20 protein-coding genes are annotated in these 22,236 nt (G+C 64.7%); 6 read left to right on the top strand and 14 right to left on the bottom strand.

The genetic code is table 11. The annotated features are described in order from the left end of the window. Positions 1-2: 2 nt before the first annotated feature. The 3 genes from J2Z17_RS05405 to J2Z17_RS05395 all read right to left on the bottom strand — a co-directional run bounded on the left by J2Z17_RS05405 (position 3) and on the right by J2Z17_RS05395 (position 3,375). Positions 3-893, bottom strand: a complete 891-nt coding sequence (locus tag J2Z17_RS05405) for a carbohydrate ABC transporter permease (protein WP_209942896.1) — start codon at positions 891-893, stop codon at positions 3-5. Beyond that, the gene (locus J2Z17_RS05400) at positions 890-1,990 is read right to left on the bottom strand and encodes an ABC transporter ATP-binding protein (RefSeq protein ID WP_209942893.1); all 1,101 of its coding nucleotides are present in this window, start codon (positions 1,988-1,990) and stop codon (positions 890-892) included. The genes J2Z17_RS05405 and J2Z17_RS05400 overlap by 4 nt, the downstream gene beginning before the upstream one ends. Positions 1,991-2,121: 131 nt before the next feature. Then, positions 2,122-3,375 carry an ABC transporter substrate-binding protein gene (locus J2Z17_RS05395; protein ID WP_209942891.1) on the bottom strand — a complete coding sequence of 418 codons (1,254 nt, stop codon included), beginning with the start codon at positions 3,373-3,375 and terminating at the stop codon, positions 2,122-2,124. A gap of 193 nt (positions 3,376-3,568) precedes the next feature. Between J2Z17_RS05395 and J2Z17_RS05390 the strand changes: the two genes are divergently transcribed. The 3 genes from J2Z17_RS05390 to J2Z17_RS05380 all read left to right on the top strand — a co-directional run bounded on the left by J2Z17_RS05390 (position 3,569) and on the right by J2Z17_RS05380 (position 5,671). Next, the gene (locus J2Z17_RS05390; RefSeq protein ID WP_209943000.1) at positions 3,569-4,345 is read left to right on the top strand and encodes a GntR family transcriptional regulator; all 777 of its coding nucleotides are present in this window, start codon (positions 3,569-3,571) and stop codon (positions 4,343-4,345) included. A 101-nt stretch (positions 4,346-4,446) separates the two neighbouring features. Then, on the top strand, positions 4,447-4,767 hold the full coding sequence (locus J2Z17_RS05385; RefSeq protein WP_209942889.1) for a putative quinol monooxygenase: 321 nt from the start codon (positions 4,447-4,449) through the stop codon (positions 4,765-4,767). Positions 4,768-4,795: 28 nt separating this feature from the next. Continuing rightward, complete coding sequence (locus J2Z17_RS05380; protein WP_209942886.1) at positions 4,796-5,671, top strand: sigma-70 family RNA polymerase sigma factor; 876 nt, start codon at positions 4,796-4,798, stop codon at positions 5,669-5,671. Between the two features lie 18 nt (positions 5,672-5,689). On the opposite strand, the gene J2Z17_RS05375 is transcribed toward J2Z17_RS05380, so the two are convergent. The 3 genes from J2Z17_RS05375 to J2Z17_RS25360 form a co-directional block, all read right to left on the bottom strand. After that, positions 5,690-7,261 carry a DHA2 family efflux MFS transporter permease subunit gene (locus tag J2Z17_RS05375; protein ID WP_209942884.1) on the bottom strand — a complete coding sequence of 524 codons (1,572 nt, stop codon included), beginning with the start codon at positions 7,259-7,261 and terminating at the stop codon, positions 5,690-5,692. 1 nt (position 7,262) lies between these two features. Then, positions 7,263-8,468 carry an HlyD family secretion protein gene (locus J2Z17_RS05370; protein WP_245223897.1) on the bottom strand — a complete coding sequence of 402 codons (1,206 nt, stop codon included), beginning with the start codon at positions 8,466-8,468 and terminating at the stop codon, positions 7,263-7,265. An 88-nt stretch (positions 8,469-8,556) separates the two neighbouring features. After that, a complete protein-coding gene (locus J2Z17_RS25360) occupies positions 8,557-8,688 on the bottom strand; it encodes a hypothetical protein (RefSeq protein WP_280923335.1) in 132 nt (43 codons plus the stop codon). Between J2Z17_RS25360 and J2Z17_RS05365 the strand changes: the two genes are divergently transcribed. Next, positions 8,687-9,919 (top strand): metallophosphoesterase family protein, encoded by a 1,233-nt coding sequence (locus J2Z17_RS05365; protein WP_209942882.1) that lies wholly within the window; start codon positions 8,687-8,689, stop codon positions 9,917-9,919. The genes J2Z17_RS25360 and J2Z17_RS05365 overlap by 2 nt on opposite strands. 2 nt (positions 9,920-9,921) lie before the next feature. Then, a complete protein-coding gene (locus tag J2Z17_RS05360; RefSeq protein ID WP_209942881.1) occupies positions 9,922-13,362 on the top strand; it encodes an ATP-binding protein in 3,441 nt (1,146 codons plus the stop codon). 99 nt (positions 13,363-13,461) lie between these two features. Here J2Z17_RS05360 and J2Z17_RS05355 read toward each other — a convergent pair whose 3' ends face one another. The 3 genes from J2Z17_RS05355 to J2Z17_RS05345 all read right to left on the bottom strand — a co-directional run bounded on the left by J2Z17_RS05355 (position 13,462) and on the right by J2Z17_RS05345 (position 15,297). Then, a complete protein-coding gene (locus J2Z17_RS05355; protein ID WP_209942880.1) occupies positions 13,462-14,487 on the bottom strand; it encodes a GlxA family transcriptional regulator in 1,026 nt (341 codons plus the stop codon). 136 nt (positions 14,488-14,623) lie between these two features. Continuing rightward, complete coding sequence (locus tag J2Z17_RS05350) at positions 14,624-15,082, bottom strand: VOC family protein (protein ID WP_245223877.1); 459 nt, start codon at positions 15,080-15,082, stop codon at positions 14,624-14,626. Beyond that, positions 15,082-15,297 (bottom strand): hypothetical protein, encoded by a 216-nt coding sequence (locus tag J2Z17_RS05345; RefSeq protein WP_209943002.1) that lies wholly within the window; start codon positions 15,295-15,297, stop codon positions 15,082-15,084. The genes J2Z17_RS05350 and J2Z17_RS05345 overlap by 1 nt, the downstream gene beginning before the upstream one ends. Positions 15,298-15,393: 96 nt before the next feature. Between J2Z17_RS05345 and J2Z17_RS05340 the strand changes: the two genes are divergently transcribed. Next, a complete protein-coding gene (locus tag J2Z17_RS05340) occupies positions 15,394-16,794 on the top strand; it encodes a dihydrolipoyl dehydrogenase (protein ID WP_342454373.1) in 1,401 nt (466 codons plus the stop codon). On the opposite strand, the gene J2Z17_RS05335 is transcribed toward J2Z17_RS05340, so the two are convergent. The 5 genes from J2Z17_RS05335 to J2Z17_RS05315 all read right to left on the bottom strand — a co-directional run bounded on the left by J2Z17_RS05335 (position 16,795) and on the right by J2Z17_RS05315 (position 22,164). Beyond that, complete coding sequence (locus J2Z17_RS05335; protein WP_209942878.1) at positions 16,795-17,679, bottom strand: PCC domain-containing protein; 885 nt, start codon at positions 17,677-17,679, stop codon at positions 16,795-16,797. Then, a complete protein-coding gene (locus tag J2Z17_RS05330; RefSeq protein ID WP_209942876.1) occupies positions 17,676-18,431 on the bottom strand; it encodes an SDR family NAD(P)-dependent oxidoreductase in 756 nt (251 codons plus the stop codon). Before J2Z17_RS05330 ends, J2Z17_RS05335 begins: the two co-directional genes overlap by 4 nt. Before the next feature lie 23 nt (positions 18,432-18,454). Beyond that, positions 18,455-20,086, bottom strand: coding sequence for an acyl-CoA synthetase (locus J2Z17_RS05325; protein WP_209942874.1), 1,632 nt, complete (start codon positions 20,084-20,086; stop codon positions 18,455-18,457). Further along, entirely contained in the window at positions 20,083-21,255 is a 1,173-nt protein-coding gene (locus J2Z17_RS05320; protein WP_209942872.1) for an acetyl-CoA acetyltransferase, read from the bottom strand. The genes J2Z17_RS05325 and J2Z17_RS05320 overlap by 4 nt, the downstream gene beginning before the upstream one ends. A 111-nt stretch (positions 21,256-21,366) precedes the next feature. Further along, positions 21,367-22,164, bottom strand: coding sequence for an IclR family transcriptional regulator (locus J2Z17_RS05315; RefSeq protein ID WP_209942998.1), 798 nt, complete (start codon positions 22,162-22,164; stop codon positions 21,367-21,369). Between the last annotated feature and the right edge of the window lie 72 nt (positions 22,165-22,236).

The following is a 22,236-nucleotide window of genomic DNA, read 5'->3' as shown; positions in this document are numbered from 1 at the left end:
GATCAATGCCCCGCTGCCCGGTCGAGTCGCAGAAACCCGATGATCAAGATTGCGACCAGCGCGACGAGGAAGAAGACCCAGGTGGAGGCCGCCGACCCCGCACCGAGCTCCTGAAAGCTTACCAGACGGTCGCGTGCATAGATCGAGACGGTCATGACGTTCTCGTTGCTGCCGGCCACCACATAGGCCAGATCGAACATCCGGATGGCGTCCAGCATGCGAAACAGCACCGCGACGCCGATCGCCGGGCGCAGCATCGGCAGGGTGATCGACCAGAACCGCTTCCAGGCCGGAATGCCGTCGACTTCGGCCGCTTCCATCAGCTCCGATGAGATCATCTGCAGTCCGGCCAGAATCAGCAGCACCATGAAAGGCGTGGTCATCCACACGTCGGCGACGATCAGCGACCCCATCAGCAGCGTGCCGTCTGCGGTCCAGGCAATGCCGCGGTCGATGAAGCCGAGGCTTTCGAGGATCTTGTTGATCACCCCGAACTGGTCGTTCAGCATCCATTCCCAGATCTTGGCGGCGACGACGACCGGGATGGACCAGGGAATAAGGATCGCGGCGCGCACCAGGCCGCGGCCGGGGATCGCCTCGTTGATCAGCAGCGCGATCGCAAGACCCAGCGCCGTCTCGATCGCCACCGAGACGATCGCGAAGACGGCGGTGTTTCGTACCGCATGCCACCAGGTCGGATCGTTCCAGACCTCAAGGAAATTGTCGAAGCCGACCATGGAATAATTGGTCGGATCGTCGAGATAGGCATCGGTCAGCGAGAAGAAGAAAGTGCGACCGAGCGGCCAGGCGGCGACCAGAAGCATGACCAGGATCACCGGGATCAAAAACATCCAGGCGGCAAAATGGTCGCGGCGGGCAAGCCTTGCACTCATCGCGCCACCCCTGCGGTCAGGCCATCCCGGGCGGGCAGGGTCAAGCGCCGTTCATCCTTGTCGAAAAGATAGACGTCGGCGGCATCGAAACGCAGACCGACCGGCGCGCCGACAAGCTCCCGGCCGGGCGCCTGGGCGATGCGGACGACCCAGAGCTGATCGTCACCCAGCCGGCAATAGGCGAAATGTTCGTGGCCGAGATCCTCGACCCGTTCGAGGACGCCGTCCAGCTGTCCCTCCCCGGCTGGCCCCAGCGACAGCGCCTCCGGCCGGATGCCGATCGAGGCCGCGTTTGCGACGCTATCGGGCTGACCGATCGCAAGCGAAAGCCCGCCCGGGCCGGAGATCGTCCCCCCTGTCGCCCTGACCGGCAGGAAGTTCATACGCGGCGAGCCGATGAAGCCGGCAACGAAACGGTTCACCGGTTCGCGGTAAAGCATCTGCGGCGTGCCGACCTGTTCGATGCGGCCACCGTTCAGTACCACGATGCGGTCCGCCAGCGTCATAGCCTCGGACTGGTCGTGGGTGACGTAGATCATCGTCGTCTTCAGCTCGTCATGCAGGCGCGCGATCTCCATGCGCATTTCCATGCGCAGGTCGGAATCGAGATTGGACAGCGGCTCGTCGAACAGGAAGATTTCGGGTTGCCGCACCAACGCGCGGCCGATCGCCACGCGTTGCCGCTGGCCTCCCGACAGTTCCCGCGGCCGGCGATCGAGCAGATGGTCGACCTTGAGCATGGACGCCACGCTTTTCACCTTGTCGGCGATCGCGGTACGCCTCAGGCCCAGGGTTTCCAGGGCGAAGCCTATGTTGCGGGCCACCGTCATATGCGGATAGAGCGCATAGGACTGGAAAACGAAGGCGACCCCGCGCTTGGATGCGGGAACATCGGTCACGTCGTCGCCACCGATCGAGACACCGCCTTTCGACGGAGACACGAGACCCGCGACGATGCGCAGAAGCGTGGACTTGCCGCAGCCGGACGGGCCGACGAAGACGACGAACTCCCCGTCCTCGATGGCGAGATCGACGCCGTGGATGACCGGATGGGTTCCGAAGCTCTTCGAAACCGAATTCAGGGAAACTGATGCCATGGGGTACCTGAGTGCTGCCTGAGCTGAAGGCGATGCCATCCACGCGAAAGCGTTCGGTTTTTCCCGCGCGGACCGTTCAAAACGTCAGAACCGGCTGCGGAGACTTCCGGCCCCCCGCAGCCGCCTTGAAGTCAGCGGCTCTCCTTGAGCTTTTCCAGCCGCTTCGACAGTTGCTTCAGGCCGGGTTCGACCTTAGTGTCACCCGACAGCATGCCATGGACGGAGCGGTAGAAGGCCTGCGACACGCGGTTGTAGCTGGTGCCGGTATAGCCGGACGGACGGACGGCCGCATCGGCGAAGGCCTGGCGGTTGTCCTTCAGGAAGGGGATCTTCTTCAGCACGTCCGGGTCTTCATAGAGAGCGGGCACCGAGGGGTTGACGGCATATTCGACCGCCCGGTCCTTCTGGGCGTCCTTGCCGGTGATGAAGCCGACGAAATCGGCCGAGGCATCCGGGTGGGAGGAATATTTCGAGACGCCGAAATACATCGGACCGAGGCAACCGGAGGATTTCTCGCCTTCCTTGCCGACCGGGAGCGGCATGACGCCGACCTTGTCGACGATCTTGCTGGCGTCCTCGTGCGAAGTGCCCCAGACATAGGGCCAGTTGCGGTGGAAGACGGAATTGCCGTTTTCGAAGATCGCGCGCGACGCTTCCTCGTCGTAGTTCAGTACGCCCTGCGGCGAGATCGTGCCGATCCAGCCCTTGGCCTTGTCGATCGCTTCGGCAGCCTGCGGGTTATCGATCGTCACCTTGCCGTCGTCGGAGATGATGGTGCCGCCGCCGTTCGAGGCAATCAGTTCGATCGCGTCGCAGGTGAGCCCTTCATAGCTCTTGGCCTGCCAGACATAGCCCCACATGTCCTTGTTGCCGGCCTCGCGCTCCTTGTCCTGGATGTCCTTGGCGGTCGCTGCCATGTCGTCCCAGGTCTTGGGTGGCGTCTTGCCGTATTTCTCCAGCAGATCCTTGCGATAGAACATCAGGCCGACATCCATGTAAGCCGGCATGGCCACCAGCGCGCCATCGAGCCTCGCGGCGCCCAGCGTCGATTCGAACTGCGCGTCCTGCTCTTCCTTCGGGATCAGCTTGGAGAGATCCAGCATGTTGTTCTTGAACATGCCGAGCCAGATCACGTCGAGGAACAGCACGTCCATGTCGGTCGACTTGGCCGCGAGCAGCTGCTGGTAGAGCGGGATCGCATCGTCCAGCAGCGCCGGCATCTTGTTGATCTTGGCTTCGTTGCCGGTCTTGTCCTTCCACTCGCCGGCAATCTTCGTGCAGAAATCATATTCGGTCGGGGCGCAGAAGACATTGATGGTCTCGGCATGCGCGCCGGTTGCCCACAAGGCGGCCATGAAGGCCGCGGCTGCAATGGTTTTCTTCATCTGGAACTGTTCCCTGTTGGCTGACGATGAATGCGGTCACGGAGCTCTTCGTCTCCTTGGCGCCCATTAGGTCTGGTTATATCCAGTCATGTCAATATGGACTTTCACTTGTTTTGCGCCGACACTGGTCTAAAGGACGAGAGGCTTAAGACTTGGGAAGGGACAGGATCTGAACAGCGACAGCCGCTCCGGCATCGACGCCGACAGGTGGGGATCGACGATCGATCGCGACGATGCGAGGCCGCTTCATCGCCAGGTTCATGACGCCCTGCTGACCGCCATCCGCAATGGCAAGTTGCCGCTCAGAGGCAAGCTTCCCTCGGAGCGCGAACTGGTCGACCTGTTCAATGTCAGCCGCATCACCATCCGACACGCCGTCCGCGAGCTGATCAGCCAGGGCATCGTGCACAGCCAGCCCGGCAAGGGCCTCTACGTCGCCGAACATGTCGGCGGCTTCGAGCTGCAGGTCTTGAAGAGCTTCACCAGCACGGCGCTTGCCAATGGCCGGGTGCCCGGCAACCGGCTCCTCGAGGCGCAGGTGATCCGCGCGCCGCTCGAGGTCAGCCGCCCGCTATTCCTGCCGTCGGGGGCCGAAGTTCTGGTGCTGGCAAGGCTGCGCCTGCTCGACAATGTGCCGGTGGTGATCCAGACCGACTGGCTGCCCGCCGCCCAGGTGCCGGGCCTTGCCGACCTCGACTGGTCGGGCGGCAACCGCTCGCTCTATGCCGAACTGAAGGACCGCCACCATATCCGGCCCGTCAGGGGCCAGACGACGTTGAGCGCCCGGCTGGCAACGGCCGACGAAGCCGAAATGCTCGGGCTCGATCTGCCCTCCGCCGTGCTCACCGTCGACCAGATCGCCTTCGACGACCGCAACCGCCCGGTCAACATGACGGCGCTCGTCCATCACCCCGAGCGCTATCCGCTGACGCTCGCCCAGGCGGACGGCGGCGAACTGGAACAATACTGAAGCGCCGCCGGCGGATTTCCAATTTTTTTGCTGGCCTCCGATCCGTTTGACCGGCCTCGCTCGTCCTTGGTGCATTCCCGCCTGAAGAAAGGAACCGCACCATGCCGCATGAACCGATAACACTGGTCAATCTTCTGAAAGTCGAACCGGAGAACCAGGAACGGCTGATCGCCCTACTGCAGCGAAATATCGACGGCGTGATCTGCACGCTGGACGGCTGGAGGACCAGCCGGCTGATAGCGGCCCAAGACGGCGCAAGCGTCGTGATCTATTCGGAATGGGAGACAGCCGAAGCCGTCGATGCCATGCGCCGTGATCCGCGCATGATGGCCTATTTCCCAAAGATCCGTGAGCTTGCAGAATTCAGTTCCGTGACGGGCCATGTCGTACTGACACGGGAACCGCAGATGGCAGTATCCTGAACGTCATAGGGGAGAGACGGGGAGACCGATGGCAGAGCGGCAGATCGAGGACATCCTGCAGGAACTGCGCCCGCGCCTGCATCGCTACTGCGCGCGCATGACAGGTTCGGCAATCGATGGCGAGGATGTCCTGCAGGATACGCTGGTCAAGGCGCTCGACGCCTCGCGGAACGGCATGGTTGTCGACAATGTCGAGGGCTGGTTGTTTCGCATCGCCCACAATTCCAGCCTCGATTTCCTGCGCAGCAGGGCACGCCGCACTGTCGTCCCGCTCGACGAGAGCATCGGCATGGTCGCGCTCCCGCCGTCGGATATCGCGTCGGTCAGCTTCCATGCCTTTCTGCAACTGCCGGAACTGCAGCGCTGCGCGGTTATCCTGAAGGATGTCCTCGGCCATTCGGTCGAGGACATCGCACAGATCGCGTCCTGCAGCCCGGCTGCGGCCAAATCGGCACTGCAGCGAGGACGTGCCACCCTGCGCCGGCTCGCCGAGATGCCGGACGATATACGGTTGCCGCTGATGCCGGAGGAGCATCGCCGGAAGATGGCGACCTTCGTCGACTTGTTTCGTGCCGGCGATTTCGACGCGATCCGCGCCATGCTCGCCGACGAGGTCCGGCTGGAGCTGGTCAACCGGCTGAAGCTGGTCAACCGGCTGAAGCTGGAGGGCCGCGACGGCATCGGTCCCTATTTCACCCGCTATGCGCAGGCGCGGAACTGGCGCTTCACCCTCGGGGCCATCGAGGGGCATCCCGTCATGCTGGTCTTCGACCGGCAGGCCGACAGCACCAAGCCTGCCCATTTCGTCCTGATCGACTGGCGCGGAGACCGGATCGCGGCAATCCGCGACTTCCTTTTTGCGCCCTATGTGCTCGAGGCCATCGAGTGGGCCCGGATCGGCTGAGCACAGACACGGCACTGACTAGGCGGCCTTGCCGCCCCGCGTGCGCAGCAGCAGGATGAAGGGGATGACGATCGCCACGCTCCACATCAGCACGCGGAAGACGTCGATATAGGCAAGCATCATCGCCTGTCCCTGGATCTGGCTGTAGAGCGCACCGAGCGCCTTGGTCTTCGAGCCGAGTTCCGCCGTCATCTGGCCGAGCGTATGCTGGAAATAGGGGTTGAGCTCGTTGACCGTCTCCGTCATCCGGCTCTGGTGGAACTGGTCGCGGCGCGCGAGCAGCGTCTGGGTCAGCGAAATGCCGAAGGCGCCGCCGAGATTGCGGAAGAAGTTCAGCATGGCCGAGGCCTTGTCGCTTTCATCCGGCGGCAGGCCGACATAGGCGACCGTGGTGATCGGGATGAACAGGAACGGCAGCGCGATCGACATGAAGAAGCGGCCCCAGGCGGCATCGGCAAAGGTGCTGTTCAGGTTGAAACCGGAAAACGACCAGAAGGCGACGGCCTGCATGGCGAAGGCCGGGATCAGGAGCAGCCGCGGATCGACCTTGCCGGTTATCGCCCCCGACAGCGGCATCATCAAAAGCGCGATCGCCCCGCCATAGGTCAGCACCAGGCCCGCATTGTAGGCGGTATAGCCGAAGACCTGCTGCAGCATCTGCGGGATGATCTGGATCGTGCCGAAGACGAGAACGCCGAGCAGCAGCATCATGACGGTAGAGATCGCCAGATTGCGATTCTTCAGCAGTTTCAGCGGCACGATCGGGTCGTCATGGTTCAGCTCCCAGATGGTCATGCCACCGAGCCCCAGCACCGCCATCGCCGTCATCCAGCGGATCAGCGTCGAGTCGAACCAGCCCTCGGTCTGCCCTCTGTCGAGCATGATCAGCAGGCCGGCAAGCCCGACGGCTGCGAGGATGAAGCCGACATAATCGACCTTCAGTCCTTTTTTCAGCCGCGCGGCGCGCTCGCGCACCAGGACATCCGGCTCCTTGACCAGCAGTTGCACCAGGAAGATGGCCAGAATGCCGACCGGCAGGTTGATCAGAAAGATCCAGTGCCAGGAGATGGTGTCGGTGATGTAGCCGCCGATGGTCGGGCCGATGATCGGCGCGACGACGACGACAAGACCGAAGGCGGCGAAGGCCTGGCCGCGCTTTTCCGGCGGGAAACTGTCGGTCAGCATCGATTGTTCGACGGGTGCCAGCCCGCCGCCCCCGATCCCCTGCAGCACGCGCGCCAGAATCAGGAAACCCAGATTGGGCGACAGCGCGCAGGCAAAGGACGAGGCGGTGAACAGAAAGATCGAAAACAGGAAATAGCGCTTGCGGCCGATTGCCCGCGACAGGAAGCCGCTGATCGGAATGACGATCGCGTTCGCCACGAGATAGCTGGTCACCATCCAGGTCGCCTGGTTCTCCGACACGCCAAGATTGCCGGCGATGTTGGACAGCGACACATTGGCAATCGAGGTGTCGAGGATCTCCATGAAGGTGGCGATCGAGATGATGAAGGTCATCAGCCACGGGCTGCGATTGCCCGCGGCCGAACGGGCATCCGTCCAGCCGCCTGCCGCTTTCTGCTGCGCCATCTCAGTCGACCCGGATGCTCGAGACGACCGACATGCCGGGGCCGAGCAGATAGCGCTTCGGATCGGGATTTTCGATCGAGATCCGCACCGGCACGCGCTGCACGACCTTGACGAAGTTACCCGTCGCATTTTCCGCCGGCAGCAGCTGGAAGGCCTGGCCGGCGCCCTGCTGGACGGAGATCACCTTCCCCTTGAAATCGACGTCGGGATAGGCGTCTACCGCCACATCCACGGCCTGGCCCACGCGGATGTCGGCAAGCTGGGTTTCCTTGTAATTAGCGGTGACGAAGATATCGTCCGGCACCAGCACCATCAGCGGATTGCCTTGGCTGGCAAAGGCGCCGACGCCGAGGCTGTTCTGCACGATCTGGCCCGACTGCTGGGCCGTGATGGTCGTGTGGTCGACATCGATCTGGGCGGTATCGACAGAGGCTTGCGCTGCCTGCACCGCAGCTTCTGCTGCCGTCACCTTGGCGTCGGCAACGCCGATGCTGGCCTTGGCGGTTGCGACTTCCTGGCGGCCGGCTTCGGCCTGCGCCTGCGCCTGCTTGTAGGCGGCTTCGGAATCATCGACCACCTTTTCCGAGATCGAGCCGGAATTGTCCTTGAACAGGCTCTGATTGCGCTTGAAATTCTCGTTGGCGTTCTCGGCCTCGACCTTCAGCGCATCGAGTTGCGCCTGCGACTGCGCTTCCTGCTGGCGGGCCTGTTCGGCGCTGGCCTTGGCCTGCTGCAGTTCCGCGCGGGCCTGGGCGAGCTGCGCCTTGGCGGATGCGAGGTTTGCCTTGGCGGGGGCCGGATCGATCGAGACCAGCAACTGGCCGCGATTGACATGGGTGTTATTGCCGACACCGACCGCGACGATCTGGCCGGAAGTCTGCGGCGAGATCTGGATCGTGTTGGCGTCGATGAAGGCGTCGTCGGTGGTTTCGTAAGGCGCGACATTGATCCAGTAATAGATGCCGCCGGCGATCAACGCGAGGATCACCACGGCAACGAAGATCAGGAATACAGGCCTTTTCCAGATCGGCTTTTTCGGCGCAGCGGCCTTGTCGTCGCCATCCCCGTCGTCTGCCTGGTCGGCATCGTTCCCATCGGCGCTGCTGTCGGCCGTCGCAGCTTCGGGCGGGGTCTCCTCGACCCGGTCTTCGTGCTCGCGCTCGTCCTCTTGCGGGTTGAGGGGACGTTCCTGTTTTCCGGTTTTCATATCCACGGCGGCAGTTCCTGTTTGACGCTGACCTCCCCGTTGCCATGAACGCATGACCCGCGGATTCGTTTCTAAAACAATTCGTCTGCTATCGACCAAGCGAGAGGATCGGCTGAAGGCCGGTGGGATCGGCGCGATCGACAATTCCGGTGATCTCAGCCGCGCAAAGCCCGTTCGGCGGTTTCTCAAGCCCGCCAAACCCTTTATAGAACATGCCCATGAAGCTTCTTCACACCGCAGACATCCATCTCGATTCGCCGCTGCGCTCGCTGGCCCTGCGCAATGCGGCGCTGCGAGACACGGTGCAGGCGGCCTCGCGCATCGCGCTGACGCGGATCGTCGACGCGGCGCTGTCTGAGAATGTCGCGGCCGTGCTGATCGCCGGCGACCTGTTCGACGGGCAGGAGCGCAGCGCCAAGACCGCCGCCTTCCTGATCGGCCAGCTGGAACGGCTGCGTCCGGCCGGCATCCAGGTGTTCTACATCAAGGGCAATCACGATGCCGAAAACCCGGTGACCGGCGAGGTCACGCTGCCCGATCACGTGCATGTCTTCGACGGGCGCGGCGGCAAGGTGCAGATCGGCAATTCGGATGTCTTCGTCCATGGCATCAGTTTTTCCGGCCGGCATGCGCCGGACAGCCTGCTGCCGAAATTCGGTGCGCCGGTCGCTGGCGCCGTCAACATCGCCATGCTGCACTCGTCGCTGGCCGGCGCCAGCGGCCACGACACCTATGCGCCCTGTTCCGTCAGCGAGCTTGCCGGCATGGGCTTCGACTACTGGGCGCTCGGGCATGTCCACAAGCGGCAGGTCCATGGCGACAAACCCTGGATCGTCATGCCCGGGATTCCGCAGGGGCGCGATATCGGCGAGGCAGACACCAAGACGGCGACGCTGCTGACGATCGAAGACGGGACGATCTCGGTCTCCGAGATCGTCACCTCGCATGTGGAATTCCGCGCGCTTGAGATCGACACTTCCCAGGCGGCCGACGGCGATGCCTTGCGGCGGATCCTGCGCCAGAGCCTACGGGACGAGGCCGAGCGGCTGCAATCCGACCACGCGATCCTGCGGGTGACATTGGCCGGCCGCTCGCCGATCGGCTGGACACTGTTGCGCGACCACGAGGTCTGGGAAGAGACCTTGGCGGGCTTGGCAGAAGAGACCGGGCGGCTCTGGATCGAGAAGGTGCGCTTCGACATCGATCTTGCGCCGGGCGGAGCGGATACGCCTTCTGCCGTCGGCGAATTGCAGGCGCTGATGCAGGCGATCGAAGGCGAGACCAGTTTCCAGACGGCCATTCTGGCCGAGGCCGAGGAGATGCTGGCGCTTCTGCCGCCGGACCGGCGGCAGGATCTGCTGCGCGAGGCCGACAGCGGCGCCACGCTTGCAAGGGCACTTGCCGAAACCGGGGCACGCCATGTCACGGCCCTGATGAAAGGCTCCGCGTAACCGTGCGTCTTCGCAAGCTCAACCTCGACTATTTCGGCCATTTCACCGACAAGGCCCTCGACTTCGGCGAGGCCCGGCCGGGCATCCCCGATTTCCACATCGTCTATGGCCCGAACGAGGCCGGCAAGACGACGACGATGGAAGGCTTCCTGCGGCTGCTCTACGGTTTCGAACACCGCGAGCCCTATGATTTCCAGCACCAGCGCAAGAATCTGCGCGTCTCCGGCGTGATCGATCTCAACGGCGAGGAGACCTTTTTTGCCCGCCTGCCGACACGGGCCGGCTCGCTGATCGACGCCAATGGCCATCCCCTGCCCGAGACCGCCCTTCAGGGTTCGCTGGCCGGCCTCGGCCAGGAGGATTACCGCAAGCTGCTTTGCCTCGACGACGAGACGATCGAGCGCGGCGGCGAGGAGATCGCAAGCTCGAAGGGCGATATCGGTCGCCTGCTGTTTTCCGCGGCCGCCGGCGTCAACGATCTTTCCGAGCGTCTGGCGACCGTGGAAGAGCAGGCCCGTGCGCTCTATCTGAAGGGCAGCTCCAAGGCCCATTTTGCCAGCCTGAAGAAGGAACTGGACGAAACCTCCGCGCAGATCAAGGCGCTCGACGTTCCGGCTTCGGCCTATCGCAAGCTGAAGACGGCGCTGGACGAGGCCAAGGCCGAGGAAATGCGGGCAACCGAGGCGCGCAAATCCGCCTTTGCCGAGAAGACGCAGCTGCAGGCGATCCATGACGCCTTGCCGATGCTTGACCGGATCGACAGGCTGGCGGACGAACTCGCACCGGTCGCGCACTATCCCGAGCGCCTCGACATCCATCCGGACCTGCTGGTGCGGATGCTGGCCGACCGGGAAACGCACCGCGCGCGGATCGAGCAATTGAGCGCCGACATCGCGGCGCAGGAGCGCGAACTGGGCGCGATCACGCTTGCACCGGAACGCCTGCCGCTTGGCCCTGCCCTGGCACCGCTCGGCGAACTCAATAGCCGCTTCGTCACCGCCGAGGTCGATCTGCCCAAGCGGCGCCGGGTACTGGCAGAGGCCGTCTCCGACATGACGGCCGTCGCAGCCTCCCTTGGCCTGGAGGGTGAGGTGTCATCGACCCTGCTGGTTCTGGCCCAGCCGGATCTGGCAAGGCTCGAGACGGCGCGCGAGGCCCTGCTCGACGCGCAAAAGGCGCTGGCCCGCGAGCAGTTGGAACAGGCCGGTCTCTCGGACCGCCTGCAGGAGGCCAGAATGGCTGCCGACAAGGCCGAGGCTGCAACCCTGCCCGACCAGGACCTTGCCACCTTCTGGCATAGCCAGGTCGGACCGAAACTGGTGGAGGACCATGCGGTCGCCGCCAATGCGGTAAAGACGGCGCGACACGCCTATCTTGCAAGCCTGAAGGCGCTGACAGTCAAGGGGCAGGCCTTCGACGGGGTGCCGATCGGGCAGCTGACGGTACGCGAGGCCGAAACACTCGGCCGCGACATCGCCGAAACGCGCACCGAACACGACCAGTTGCTTGACGAACGCGACCAGCTGAAGCGCCAGCTGGCCCGGATCTCCACACAGATCGAGGCGTTGAAGGCCGCCCACCAGCTGGTCTCCGACAGCGAAAGCCGCACCGCGCGGGCGGACCGCGACCGGCTCTGGGCCGAGCACCGGCAGACGCTGTCCGCCGAGAGCGCGCTTCCCTTCGAGACCGCCATGCAGACGCTGGACGGCATGTTCGAGCGCCGGCTGCTCGGCGCCGAGGCTGTCGGCCAGCTGCGCCAGCTCGAACAGGACGCGCTCGACCGGACGGCAAAACTCGCCGAAGCGGAGAGCCGGCTGGAAAAGCTGACGGCAGCGCTTGCCCGCCTGCAGACGCAGGCGGAAAAGGCATTGCAGGGGTCCGGGCTGACCGTCGATCTGTCGCTGGAAAGCTATGTCGACTGGCTGCGCCAATGCGATGCCGCGGCCAAGGCGAAGTCGGAACTGGACCTTGCCCTTGACGATCGCAGGCCGGTGCTGGACACCGCGGCGCGCCATGGCGCGCAGCTGAAGACACTGCTGAACGTCGCCCATGAGGATTTCGACACGCTCTATGCTCTCGGCCAGGAGCGGGTGCGCGACCACCGGGCGCGGCTGGAGATCCGGGAAAAGGCGCTCTCCCGGCTGGCCGATCTGCAGGCCGAGGCAGAGCGGCGCGAGGCAGCCCTCGACCGGATGTCGGCGGCGCGCGATCATGCTGCGACCGAATGGGCGCGCCTGATCGCCGACCTCCTGCCGCCCGGCCTTGCGCCCGAAACCCTGCTCCCCTCCCTGGATCCCTTGCGCCAGCTGCGCGAGATCGAGCTCGGCCGCAAACAGGCCGAACGCCAGGTCGACGCCATGGCACAGGACCAGGCAAGCTTTGCCGAGCAGCTGGCGATACTCTCCACCCGCTTCGGCCTGCCGGTCCCCGACGATGTTTCCGAGGCCTATGCAAGGCTGGCAGCCGCCGCAGAGCATGCGAAAAAGGCCGATGACGAGGCCCGGCGCCTGAGCGGCGTCATCGAGGACAACAGGCAAAAACTGGAACAGGCCCGCCAGCTGCTGGAGGAGATCGCCCACCAGATCGCCGCGCTCGGGCAGGCCTTCGACCCGGCCATCCCGACAGATACCCTTGAGGACCTGCGTCAGGCGGTCTCGACGTCAGCCCGCGTGATCGACAGCCGTCGGCGCCTTGCCGAAATGACGGGGGACCTGCTTGTCCGCCTCTCGGTCAAGGATTTGGAGGCCGTCAGGGTCCTGCTGGCCGATTACACCCTCCTAGATGTCGCGGCCCGGCTGGATGCGATCGAGCGGGATCTGCAGGAATTCGAGGAGCGCTATCGCCAGGCCATTGCCCGCCGCGCCGAGGCCGAAAGCGGGTTGCGGGCCGTCACCGGCGATGCGGATGTGGCAGTGCTGGTCGAGCGCCGCCGCACAATCGAACTCGAAATGCAGGAGACCATACTCTCCTATCTCGAGCTGCGCTTCGGCCACCAGCTGGCGGAAGAGGCGATCCGCCGCTACCGCGACCGCCACCGGAGCGGCATGCTGGAAGCGACCGAAAAGGCCTTTGCCGACCTGACGAACGGTGCCTATACGAAACTGCGCACCCAGCCGGAGGGCAATGCCGAGGTGCTGATGGCGCTCTCGGCCGAGGGTACACCGAAGCGTGCGCAGGACATGTCGAAGGGCACACGGTTCCAGCTCTATCTGGCCCTGCGTGCGGCGGCCTACGAACAGATGGCGGCCTCAGGCCATGTATTGCCCTTCTTCTGCGACGACATTTTCGAGACCTTCGACGAGGAACGCACCCGCGCTGCCTGTCACCTGATGGCCCGCATCGGCGCCACCGGCCAGGCGATCTATCTGACCCATCACCGGCATGTGGTGGAGATTGCCAGACAGGTTTGCGGCGATGATGTCAGGGTGCACGAGATTGGATGATGACTCAAATTAACCGAAATTGAGTTCATCGCATTTTTCGTATTATTATCAATGTCATAACATAGAGTCTTGAATCTGCATCGCAGCAGTTGACAGCCGTCAACCCTTGACCGCCGAGCGATTCTGTCGTCGCAGCGCATTGGGGGTTACCGAAAACGCCTTCTTGAAGCGCCGGTTGAAATGCGAGGTGTTCTCGAACCCGGTTTCGAGCGCGATCTCGATCAGCGGCCGGTCGGTTCCGGTCACCAGCCGCATGGCCTCTTCCAGCCGGATGCGCTGATAGGCAACGGCCGGCGACAGGTTGAGCTCGGTGAGGAAGATGCGTTCCAGCTGCCTCCGCGAGACACCGATGCGCCGGGCGATCTTTTCGACGCTCAGGACATTCTCGACATGCTGCTCCATCAACAGCAGGGCGGCGCCGATACGCTTGTCATGATAGCTGCCGCTCGCCAGCGGATTGCGCGGCTGCACCTCGGTCGCGTCGCGCCGGCGGATGATCTGCAGGATCTCCAGGGCGTTGCGCTCGGCGGCCGGCCCGACATGGCGACGGATCAGAAAGGCGGCGAGATCGGCCACGCTGCTGCCGCCCGCGCAGGTGATGATATTGCCATCCTCGACGAAAATGCTGTGCGAGGTCGCCTTGTTGTCGGGAAAGCGCTCAAGGAATTCGCGGTAATGCAGCCAGCTGACGCAGGCCAGCCGGTCTTCGAGCAGCCCGTTGTCGGCCAGGATGAAACTGCCGGTGCAGACCCCGATCACCGGAACGCCCGCCTCCACCGCCTTGTGCAGATAGGCGATCGTCTCGCGGTCGATCGGCTCCTCGACATTCAGCCGGCCGCCGATCACCGCGATATAGCTGAATTCCTGCGGCGGCTTCAGCGAGGCCGTCGGCGACAGCTGGATGCCGCAGCTGGACGTCAGCAGATGCCGGCTGGAGCTCAGGACTTCCCAGTCGCAGTGAATGCGCCTGGAACGGTCGGCCTCGTCGCTGCCGAGCCGCAGCGCATCGACGAACAGCGAAAACGCGCTCAGCGTGAAGCTGCGCGCCAGCACGAAGCCGACCTTCAGCACCTTCGCCGGAGGCGGCGCAGTCTTCGGGTTCTGGGCCGGTGAACGTTGATCCATGGGAAATGCTGAAACAGAATTCCATCCCGCAGGCAAGAGGCTTGCGCCGAATGAGCCAGGATCGTTGCAAAACAGGCGTGGCCGGGTAGGTAATCACGGCTCGGGCAAAGGTCGCTCGCCGATCACGCCCGCCTCGTCACGCCATCTTCTTCAGGCGAAGCTCGTCCATTGCAGCCGGGCTCTTGTCGAGATCGAGGCCCATGGCAGACAGCACTTCCGGGGTCTTGCTGTATTGCAGGTCGCGATATTCGACCACCTCGATTCGATTGCCCCAGGGGTCGAGAAAATCGAGGAAGCGACCGTCGAGCACGTCTGCGCCGGCCGCCCGTGCCAGCGCCTCGACGGCGCTGCGGTCGTCGACCACCAGGCCGAAATGCCGCCCGCCATCCGGCTTCGGATCACCGCCGGCACTCAGCGCCAAGAACTGGTCACCGAGATCGATGAAGGCCATTTCCAGCCTGTCATCCTCGCCGCGATGGGTGCCGCGCAGGTCGAAGGTGAAGATGCTGCCATAGAAATCGAGCGCCTGCTCGACGTCGCCCACTTCGAGCGCGACATGGTTGAGACCGACAAGTCGGGGTTTTCTGTGATTCATCAGGCCTTGTCTCCATTTTCCTTGCCGGCGCCCGGTTTCTCCAGGAAAGGTGGCGGCTCGGCACCCTCCAGGGCACCGGTCGCACCCTCGGTTTCCTCGTTCCGGGCAACCGCTCCGGTCGGGGCATCGCTGCCTTTTTCGAGCGAGGGGACGGTTTCGGCATCCGCCTTGGCATCCGTCCGGCCTGCGGCTCTGCGCCTTTGCGCAACTGTCATGTTCATCTCCGCTTGTAAAAACACATGGGGTCGGAACGAATGGGGCGGCCCGGCTGTTCCTCAAGCCTTGTGCATTTGCGTGAAGGAGCAGGGACAGTGGCCGAACGGAAAACAGAGATTGCCATCATCGGCGCGGGCACTGCGGGACTTGCCGCCGAGCGCAGCGCGCGGCGCGCCGGCGCCCGCACATTGCTGATCGACGACCGCTTTGCCGGCACCACCTGCGCCACCGTCGGCTGCATGCCCTCCAAGCTGCTGATTGCAGCGGCCAAGGCCGCGCAAGGGATCCGCGAGGCCGACCGGTTCGGCATCAGCGCCGGACCCGTCCGCATTGACGGCAAGGCCGTGATGCAGCGGGTCCGTCGCCTGCGCGACGATTTCGTCTCCTCGATCCTGGAGACGTTCGACGCGCTTCCCGCAGACAGCAAGCTGAAAGGCAAGGCCCGGTTCACGGGAGGCACCACGCTCGACGTGGACGGTCTTGCAGTCGAGGCAAGGGCGATCGTCATCGCCACCGGCTCGTTTGCCATGGTGCCGAAGCCCTACCGGGATCTCGACAACCTGCTGACCAATGAAAACGTCTTCGAGCTCGATGACCTGCCCGCCTCGCTGGGGGTCATCGGTGCCGGGCCGCTCGGGCTGGAACTTGCCCAGGCCTTTGCCCGGCTGGGGGTCAAGGTGCAGGTGTTCGGCGAGGGCGGAAAGATCGCCGGCCTCGGCGACGCGGCCGTCGCCACATCCCTTCGCGCACTTCTGGAAAAGGAATTCCCTGTCCATCTCGATGTCGAGATCACGCCGGAAAAGGTGTCCGGTGGAACCCGGATCCGTTGGTCGGGCAAAAGCGAAGGCAGTGCCGTCTTCAGCCATGTGCTGGTCGCCACCGGTCGCCCGCCGAAGCTCGACGGCCTCGGTCTGGAGGCGACCGGGCTCGATCTCGACGACCACGGCACCCCCGTGTTCGACATCACTACACTGCAATGCGGCGCCGCGCCGATCTTCATCGCCGGCGACACGAATGCGAAGGCGCCGCTGCTGCATGAAGCCTCGGCCGAGGGGGCGATTGCAGGCCATAATGCTGCGACCTTCCCGAAGGTCACCCCGTCGAAACGCAAGACCATGCTGGCAATCACCTTTACCGAACCGTCGAGCGCCATGATCGGCAAGCCGCCGGAAGACGACACGATCGTCGGCGAGGCCGATTACAGCGATCAGGGCCGCGCCAGGGTCGAAGGTCGTGCCGGCGGGCTGGTGCGGCTCTATGCCGATCCGAAGGGCCTGCTCACCGGCGCCAGCATGGCAGCGCCCGGCACGGAACACATGGCGCATCTGATTGCCTGGGCGATCGAGAGCCGCCAGACCGCCGCCGACCTCCTGAACCTGCCGATCTATCATCCGACGCTGGAGGAGGGTATGCGCGGGGCACTGCGGCAGATCTGCAAGACTGCCGCCCTTCCCGTGCCGGAGGACCGCGACGAGGGCAATGCCGCCGGGGTCTGATCAGACGCCGGCCGCCGCTTGTCCGCCGCGCATCTCGACGATCAGCAATTCGAAGGTGACGCAGACCGGGTTGGCGCCGCGTTTCAGCTCGCCTTTGGTCCAGTCGCCGTTCATGTCGACCACGGCGATGTCGAGCGTGGCGACCGGCGCGCCGTCCACGGTCACCACGCGGCCGCGGCGGATCAGCACCTCGGTCGCATAGGACGGCACATGCCGGCCATCGGCATAGTCGACACCGACAAGACTGCCGATGCCATGCACGATTGCGGCGGCAAACCCGGCCTGCCGGCAGATGATCTCGATCGTCTCGCAGAGATCGACATTCGGCTTGATCGTCGCCAGCAAGGCGCGCGACAGGCTGTCATGGCGCTCATCGACAAAGACCTCCGGCGAAAACAGACGGAAATTGGTCTCCGCATCGTCGCGCGCCACCAGTCCGGCCCCGGCGATCCCGAGCGCCGTGATCTCCACCGGTTCCAGCAGCCGCGCCTCCGCCGGCAGCAGGTGTCCCATCCGGGTGCCCTGCTGCGGGATCCGCCAGAGACCATGGCCATGCAGAAACGGTTCGTCGTCACGTTCTCCCAGATGAAGCCCGGCCGCCTCGATCACCCCGCCATGCGGCGGGCGGTGCGTCTCGCTGTACCAGGCGGCATGGGTGGCGTCCGGACTGCCGGCCGGTATCACATAGTCGAGCCGCACCATCGGCACCGAGGCCATGTGGGCATAGCCGAAGCGATAGCCTTCGCAGGCAAAGGCTTCGGCGATCGCAGCGCCGAGCGGCCGCCTGGCACTGACCGTCAGTTGCAAGGGCTCGACGCCGCAGGGTTGGACGCGGTAGCGCTCGGTGTCTATCGGACCGGGATGGCGGATCGTGCGCATGCTCATGCCGACAGCCCGGCGGTGACGAAACCGCCATCAACGGCCAGCACCTGCCCGTTCACATAGGCCGCATCGTCGGAGAGCAGGAAGGCAACCGCGCCCGCCACCTCTTCCGGCTGGCCATAGCGGCGCAGCGGCACGCGGTCATGCCATTGGCGGCGCACGTCATCGGTATGTACGGCGCGCGCAAGCGGCGTGTCGATCGGACCGGGCGCCACCGCGTTGACCCTTACGCCGGACGGGCCGAGCTCGTTGGCCATGATCATCGTCATGACATTGATGCCGCCTTTGGAGGCGCCATAGGCGGCCCGACCCTTGTTGCCGCAAAGCCCTGAAATCGAGGAGATGTTGACGATCGACCCGGTTTCGCCACGCGCGGTCCAGAACCTGGCCGCCGCCTTGCAGACGATGAAGCTGCCGATCAGGTTGATGTCGAGCACGCGGCGGAAATCCGCAACGCTGGTGGTCATTGCCGGCTGGTCGAAGCCGATCCCTGCCGAATTGACCACGCCGGCAAGGCCCGTCGCCCCCAGTTGCGCAATCGCCGCCTCGACCGAGGCTTCGTCCGAGACGTTGCAGACCAGGCCGAAGCCCGGGTCCATACCGAGATCGGCGCAGGCCTCGTCGAGCGCAGCCTGCTTCAGGTCGAGCAGCCAGACCGTCCAGCCGCGTTCGATGAGCAGCCGCGCCGTCGCAAGACCGATGCCCGAGGCACCGCCGGTGATGGCCACCGCCTTCTGTGTCGCATTCTCTCCCATGCGTTCCTCCCTCCGGTCCCGGCTCAGGCCGATTGTACCGTTTCACCATCCGCCAGGTCACCGCGCCGCGCCAATTCCTCGCGGATCAGCTTCTTGCTGATCTTGCCATAGGCCGATTTCGGCATCTCCTCCCAGAAGACCACCTGTTTCGGCAGCTTGTAGCGGGCGATCTTGTCGCCGAGCCAGGCTTTCAGATCGATCGCATGAGCATCGACCCCGGCCCGCGCAACGCAGACCGCGACCCCCACCTCCCCCCAGACGGGATCCGGCATGCCGAGCACCGCGACTTCCGAGATATCGGGATGGGTGAGGATCTTTTCCTCGATCTCCCGCGGATAGATGTTCGAACCGCCGGAGATATACATGTCGGAGGCCCGGCCGGTGATGTAGAGAAACCCCTCTTCGTCCATGTGGCCGAGATCGCCGGTCAGGAACCAGCCGTTGCGGAAGGCTTTGGCATTGGCCTCGGGATTGTCGTAATAACCGGCAAAGACGGCCGGCCCGATGACGCAGATCTCCCCTGTCCGGCCCGGGGACACTTCGTTGCCCTGCCCATCCTGGATCTCGACCTGCATGCCGGTGCGCTCATAGCCGCAGGTGCCGAGGCGCGCTTCCGGCCCGTCTTCGGCCCGGTGGTAGGCCGGCGGCAGGACGGTGATGTTGCCGGTGACTTCGCCAAGGCCGAAATACTGGACAAGCACCGGCCCGAGGGTTGCCAGCGCCCGCTTCTGGTCGGCCCGGTACATCGGCGCGCCGGCATAGATAACATAGCGCAGGCTCGAATGGTCGAAGCGCTCGACGCTGGGATGCTCGACCAGCATTTTCAGGATGGTTGGCACGGTGAAGGCGTTCGTCACCTTCCAGCGTTCGATGAGTTGCCAGACCGTTTCGACATCGAGCTTCTCGCCCGGCGGCAGCACCGTCTTGGCGCCGTGAGCGACCTGCATCAGCTGGTGGATGCCGGCGCCGTGGCTGAGCGGTGCCACCACGATCGAGGCGTCGCCCGGACCCGTGCCCGGCATCAGGTCGCAGAGATGGTTGTTGACGACGAAGGCCATCTGGCCATGGGTCAGCACCGCCGCCTTCGGCCGGCCCGTCGTGCCCGAGGTGAAGAAGAACCAGCACGGATCGTCGCGATCGACATCGGCAGCGCGGATGGTCTGCCCCAGATGGCGCTGGACCACCGCGTCGTACGCCTCGCCGAAGTCCGAGGCGCCGATCGACAGCACAAAGCCGATATCCGGCGCGGCGGCGCGGCATTCGGCGGCATGGCCGGCAAAGGCGGCGCCACAGATCATCCCGCGCGCACCGCTCGCCTTTGCCAGATAGGCGACTTCGGTCGGCGACTGCCGGTAATTGGTCGGCACCCAGACCGCGCCCAGCCGGAAGCAGGCGAACATCGATTCCAGCATCTGGTTGCAGTTGGCGGACTGGACGAGCACCCGGTCCCCCTTCGCCACGCCGAATTCGGTCGAGAGCGCGTAGGCCATGGCATGGACGCGCGCCTCGATCTCGGCCCAGCTCCAGGTCTTCTCGCCCCAGACGAGACCGATCTCGGCCCCATGGCGGCGGGCCGACTGGGTGAGGAAATTGGCAAGGTTCATCACCCGGACGCTGCAAGGTGCCGTGCCGCCCTTCGGTGCGGTCATGCTCATTTCACCCGCTCCAGGATCGACACATAATTGGCAACGGCGGCACCACCCATATTGAACACGCCGGCAAGCGTGGGATCAGCGAGCTGCATGTCGCCCGCCTCGCCCATCAGCTGCATGGCGGCCATCACATGCATGGAGACGCCGGTGGCACCGATCGGGTGCCCCTTGGACTTCAGCCCGCCGGAAGGATTGACCGGCAGGCGCCCGTCCTTCCTTGTGATGCCTTCGCGCACGACCTTATAGCCCTCGCCGGGGGCCGCCAGACCCATGGCTTCGTATTCGATCAGCTCGGCGATGGTGAAGCAGTCATGCGTCTCGACAAACGAGAGGTCGTCGAGCGCGGCGCCGGCCTGTTGCAGGGCACCGCTCCAGGCCCGCCTTGCCCCCTCGAAGGCCAGCACATCGGGCCGATGGCTGAGCGCGAGGATGTCGTTGGCATGGGCGCGGGCGCGAAAGCCGATGGCGCGCGAAAGACCGGCCGCCGTCTCCGCGTCGGCAAGCACGATGGCGGCTCCGCCATCCGAGACCAGTGAGCAGTCGGTGCGTCGCAGGGGGGCCGCCACATAAGGGTTCTTGTCCGAGACCGTATTGCAGAAGTCGAAGCCGAAATCACGGCGCATATGGGCGTAGGGATTGGCCATGCCGTTGGCGTGGTTCTTGGCCGCGATCATCGCCAGCTCTTCCGCGCGATCGCCGTAGCGCTGGAAATAGGCGCTGGCGATGCGGCCGAACAGGCCGGCAAAGCCGCCGTCGACATCGGCTTCCTCGCGGCGGTAGGAGGCGCCGAGCAGGATGTCGCCGACCTCCGCCGTCGGGGTCGCCGTCATCTTTTCCGCGCCGACCACAAGGGCGATCCGGCCCCGGCCCGCCTCGATGAAGTCCATGGCGCTGTAGAGCGCCGCAGACCCGGTGGCGCAGGCATTTTCCATCCGGACCGCCGGCACATGGGCGAGTGCCGCATTGCCCATCGCCACCAGCGCGCCCTGGAAATCCTGGGCGGAAAAGCCGTTGTTCATCACCCCGACAAAGATGCCGTCGACATCGCCGGCATCAAGCCCGGCATGCTCCAGCGCCGGGCCGACGACCGAGGCCATCAGCTGCTCGGTGTCCTCCAGCGGCGACCGGCCGAACTGCGAATGCGACCAGCCGACGATCTGTGCTCTGCTCATGACGATCTCCTCCTCGTCTTTGTCTGTCCGTGCCGAATTGCACCGCATTTCGGCTCCCGGTCCTGAGGCCAGGCGTCGGGCGACGCCGGCGCGCGACCCATGCGGCAAATTTCACCGCCCCGCAGCCGCTCCCCTGCGGGCTGCAAACATCGCCGCCAGCTTCTGCTCCACCTTGGCCGCCTCCTCCGTCAGATAGCCGGCAAGCTCGACCTGGCGGGCCTCCTGCATGCGGCTGTCGATCGCCGCGATGCTGAGCGCGCCGGCGGGCTTGCCGTCCGGCTGGCGGATCGCCACCCCGATGCCCCAGGAATTGGCAAGGATGCGCCCCGGATTGAGCGAATAGCCCTTGGCCCTGGTCTCCGCCAGATCGGCCCGGACCCGTGCCGCCGGCAGACCGGGATAGCGTTCGGCAAGAACCGGCGCATTGGCCTCCATCACCTGATCGACCTCCGCTTCGGAACAGGCGGCCAGCATTGCCATCGATCCGGCCCCGACGCCGAGCGGATGCTCAAAGCCCACCTGCAGTGCGTGGGTGCGCACCGGATAGGTGCCCTCCTCGCGGTGCAGGCAGACCGAATAGAACCCGCGCCGGACCGAGACGAAACTCGTGTCCTCCGTCTTGCGCGACAGTCGCGCCAGGCTGTCGAGGCAAAGCTCCACCAGGCCGAAGCGCGGCGAAGCGAGCGTGCCGAGCACATAGCTTTCCTCGCCGAGAAAATAGCGGCGGCTCTCCTCGTCCTGCTCGACGAGACCGGCACGGATCAGCGCCAGCAGAAGGCGCCGCACGGTCGGCTTGTTCAGCCCGCTCTCCTCCACCAGCGCCGACAGCTGTACGCCGCGCCCGGCATGGCGGCCGACCATGGACAGAAGCGAAAGCGCTCGGTCTGTACTCTGGGAGCCGCTCAACATGGGCAAGATCAAATACCGTTAGGTCTACAATATGGACCTTAAAATTAGCATTCCCGTTCATTTTTGTAAATA

Origin of the sequence: Heterorhizobium halophytocola (assembly GCF_017873095.1) — a bacterium.
Classification (GTDB): Bacteria; Pseudomonadota; Alphaproteobacteria; order Rhizobiales; family Rhizobiaceae; genus Allorhizobium; species Allorhizobium halophytocola.
The sequence above is the reverse complement of the archived record's forward strand: the minus strand, read 5'-3'. Positions and strand labels throughout refer to the sequence as shown.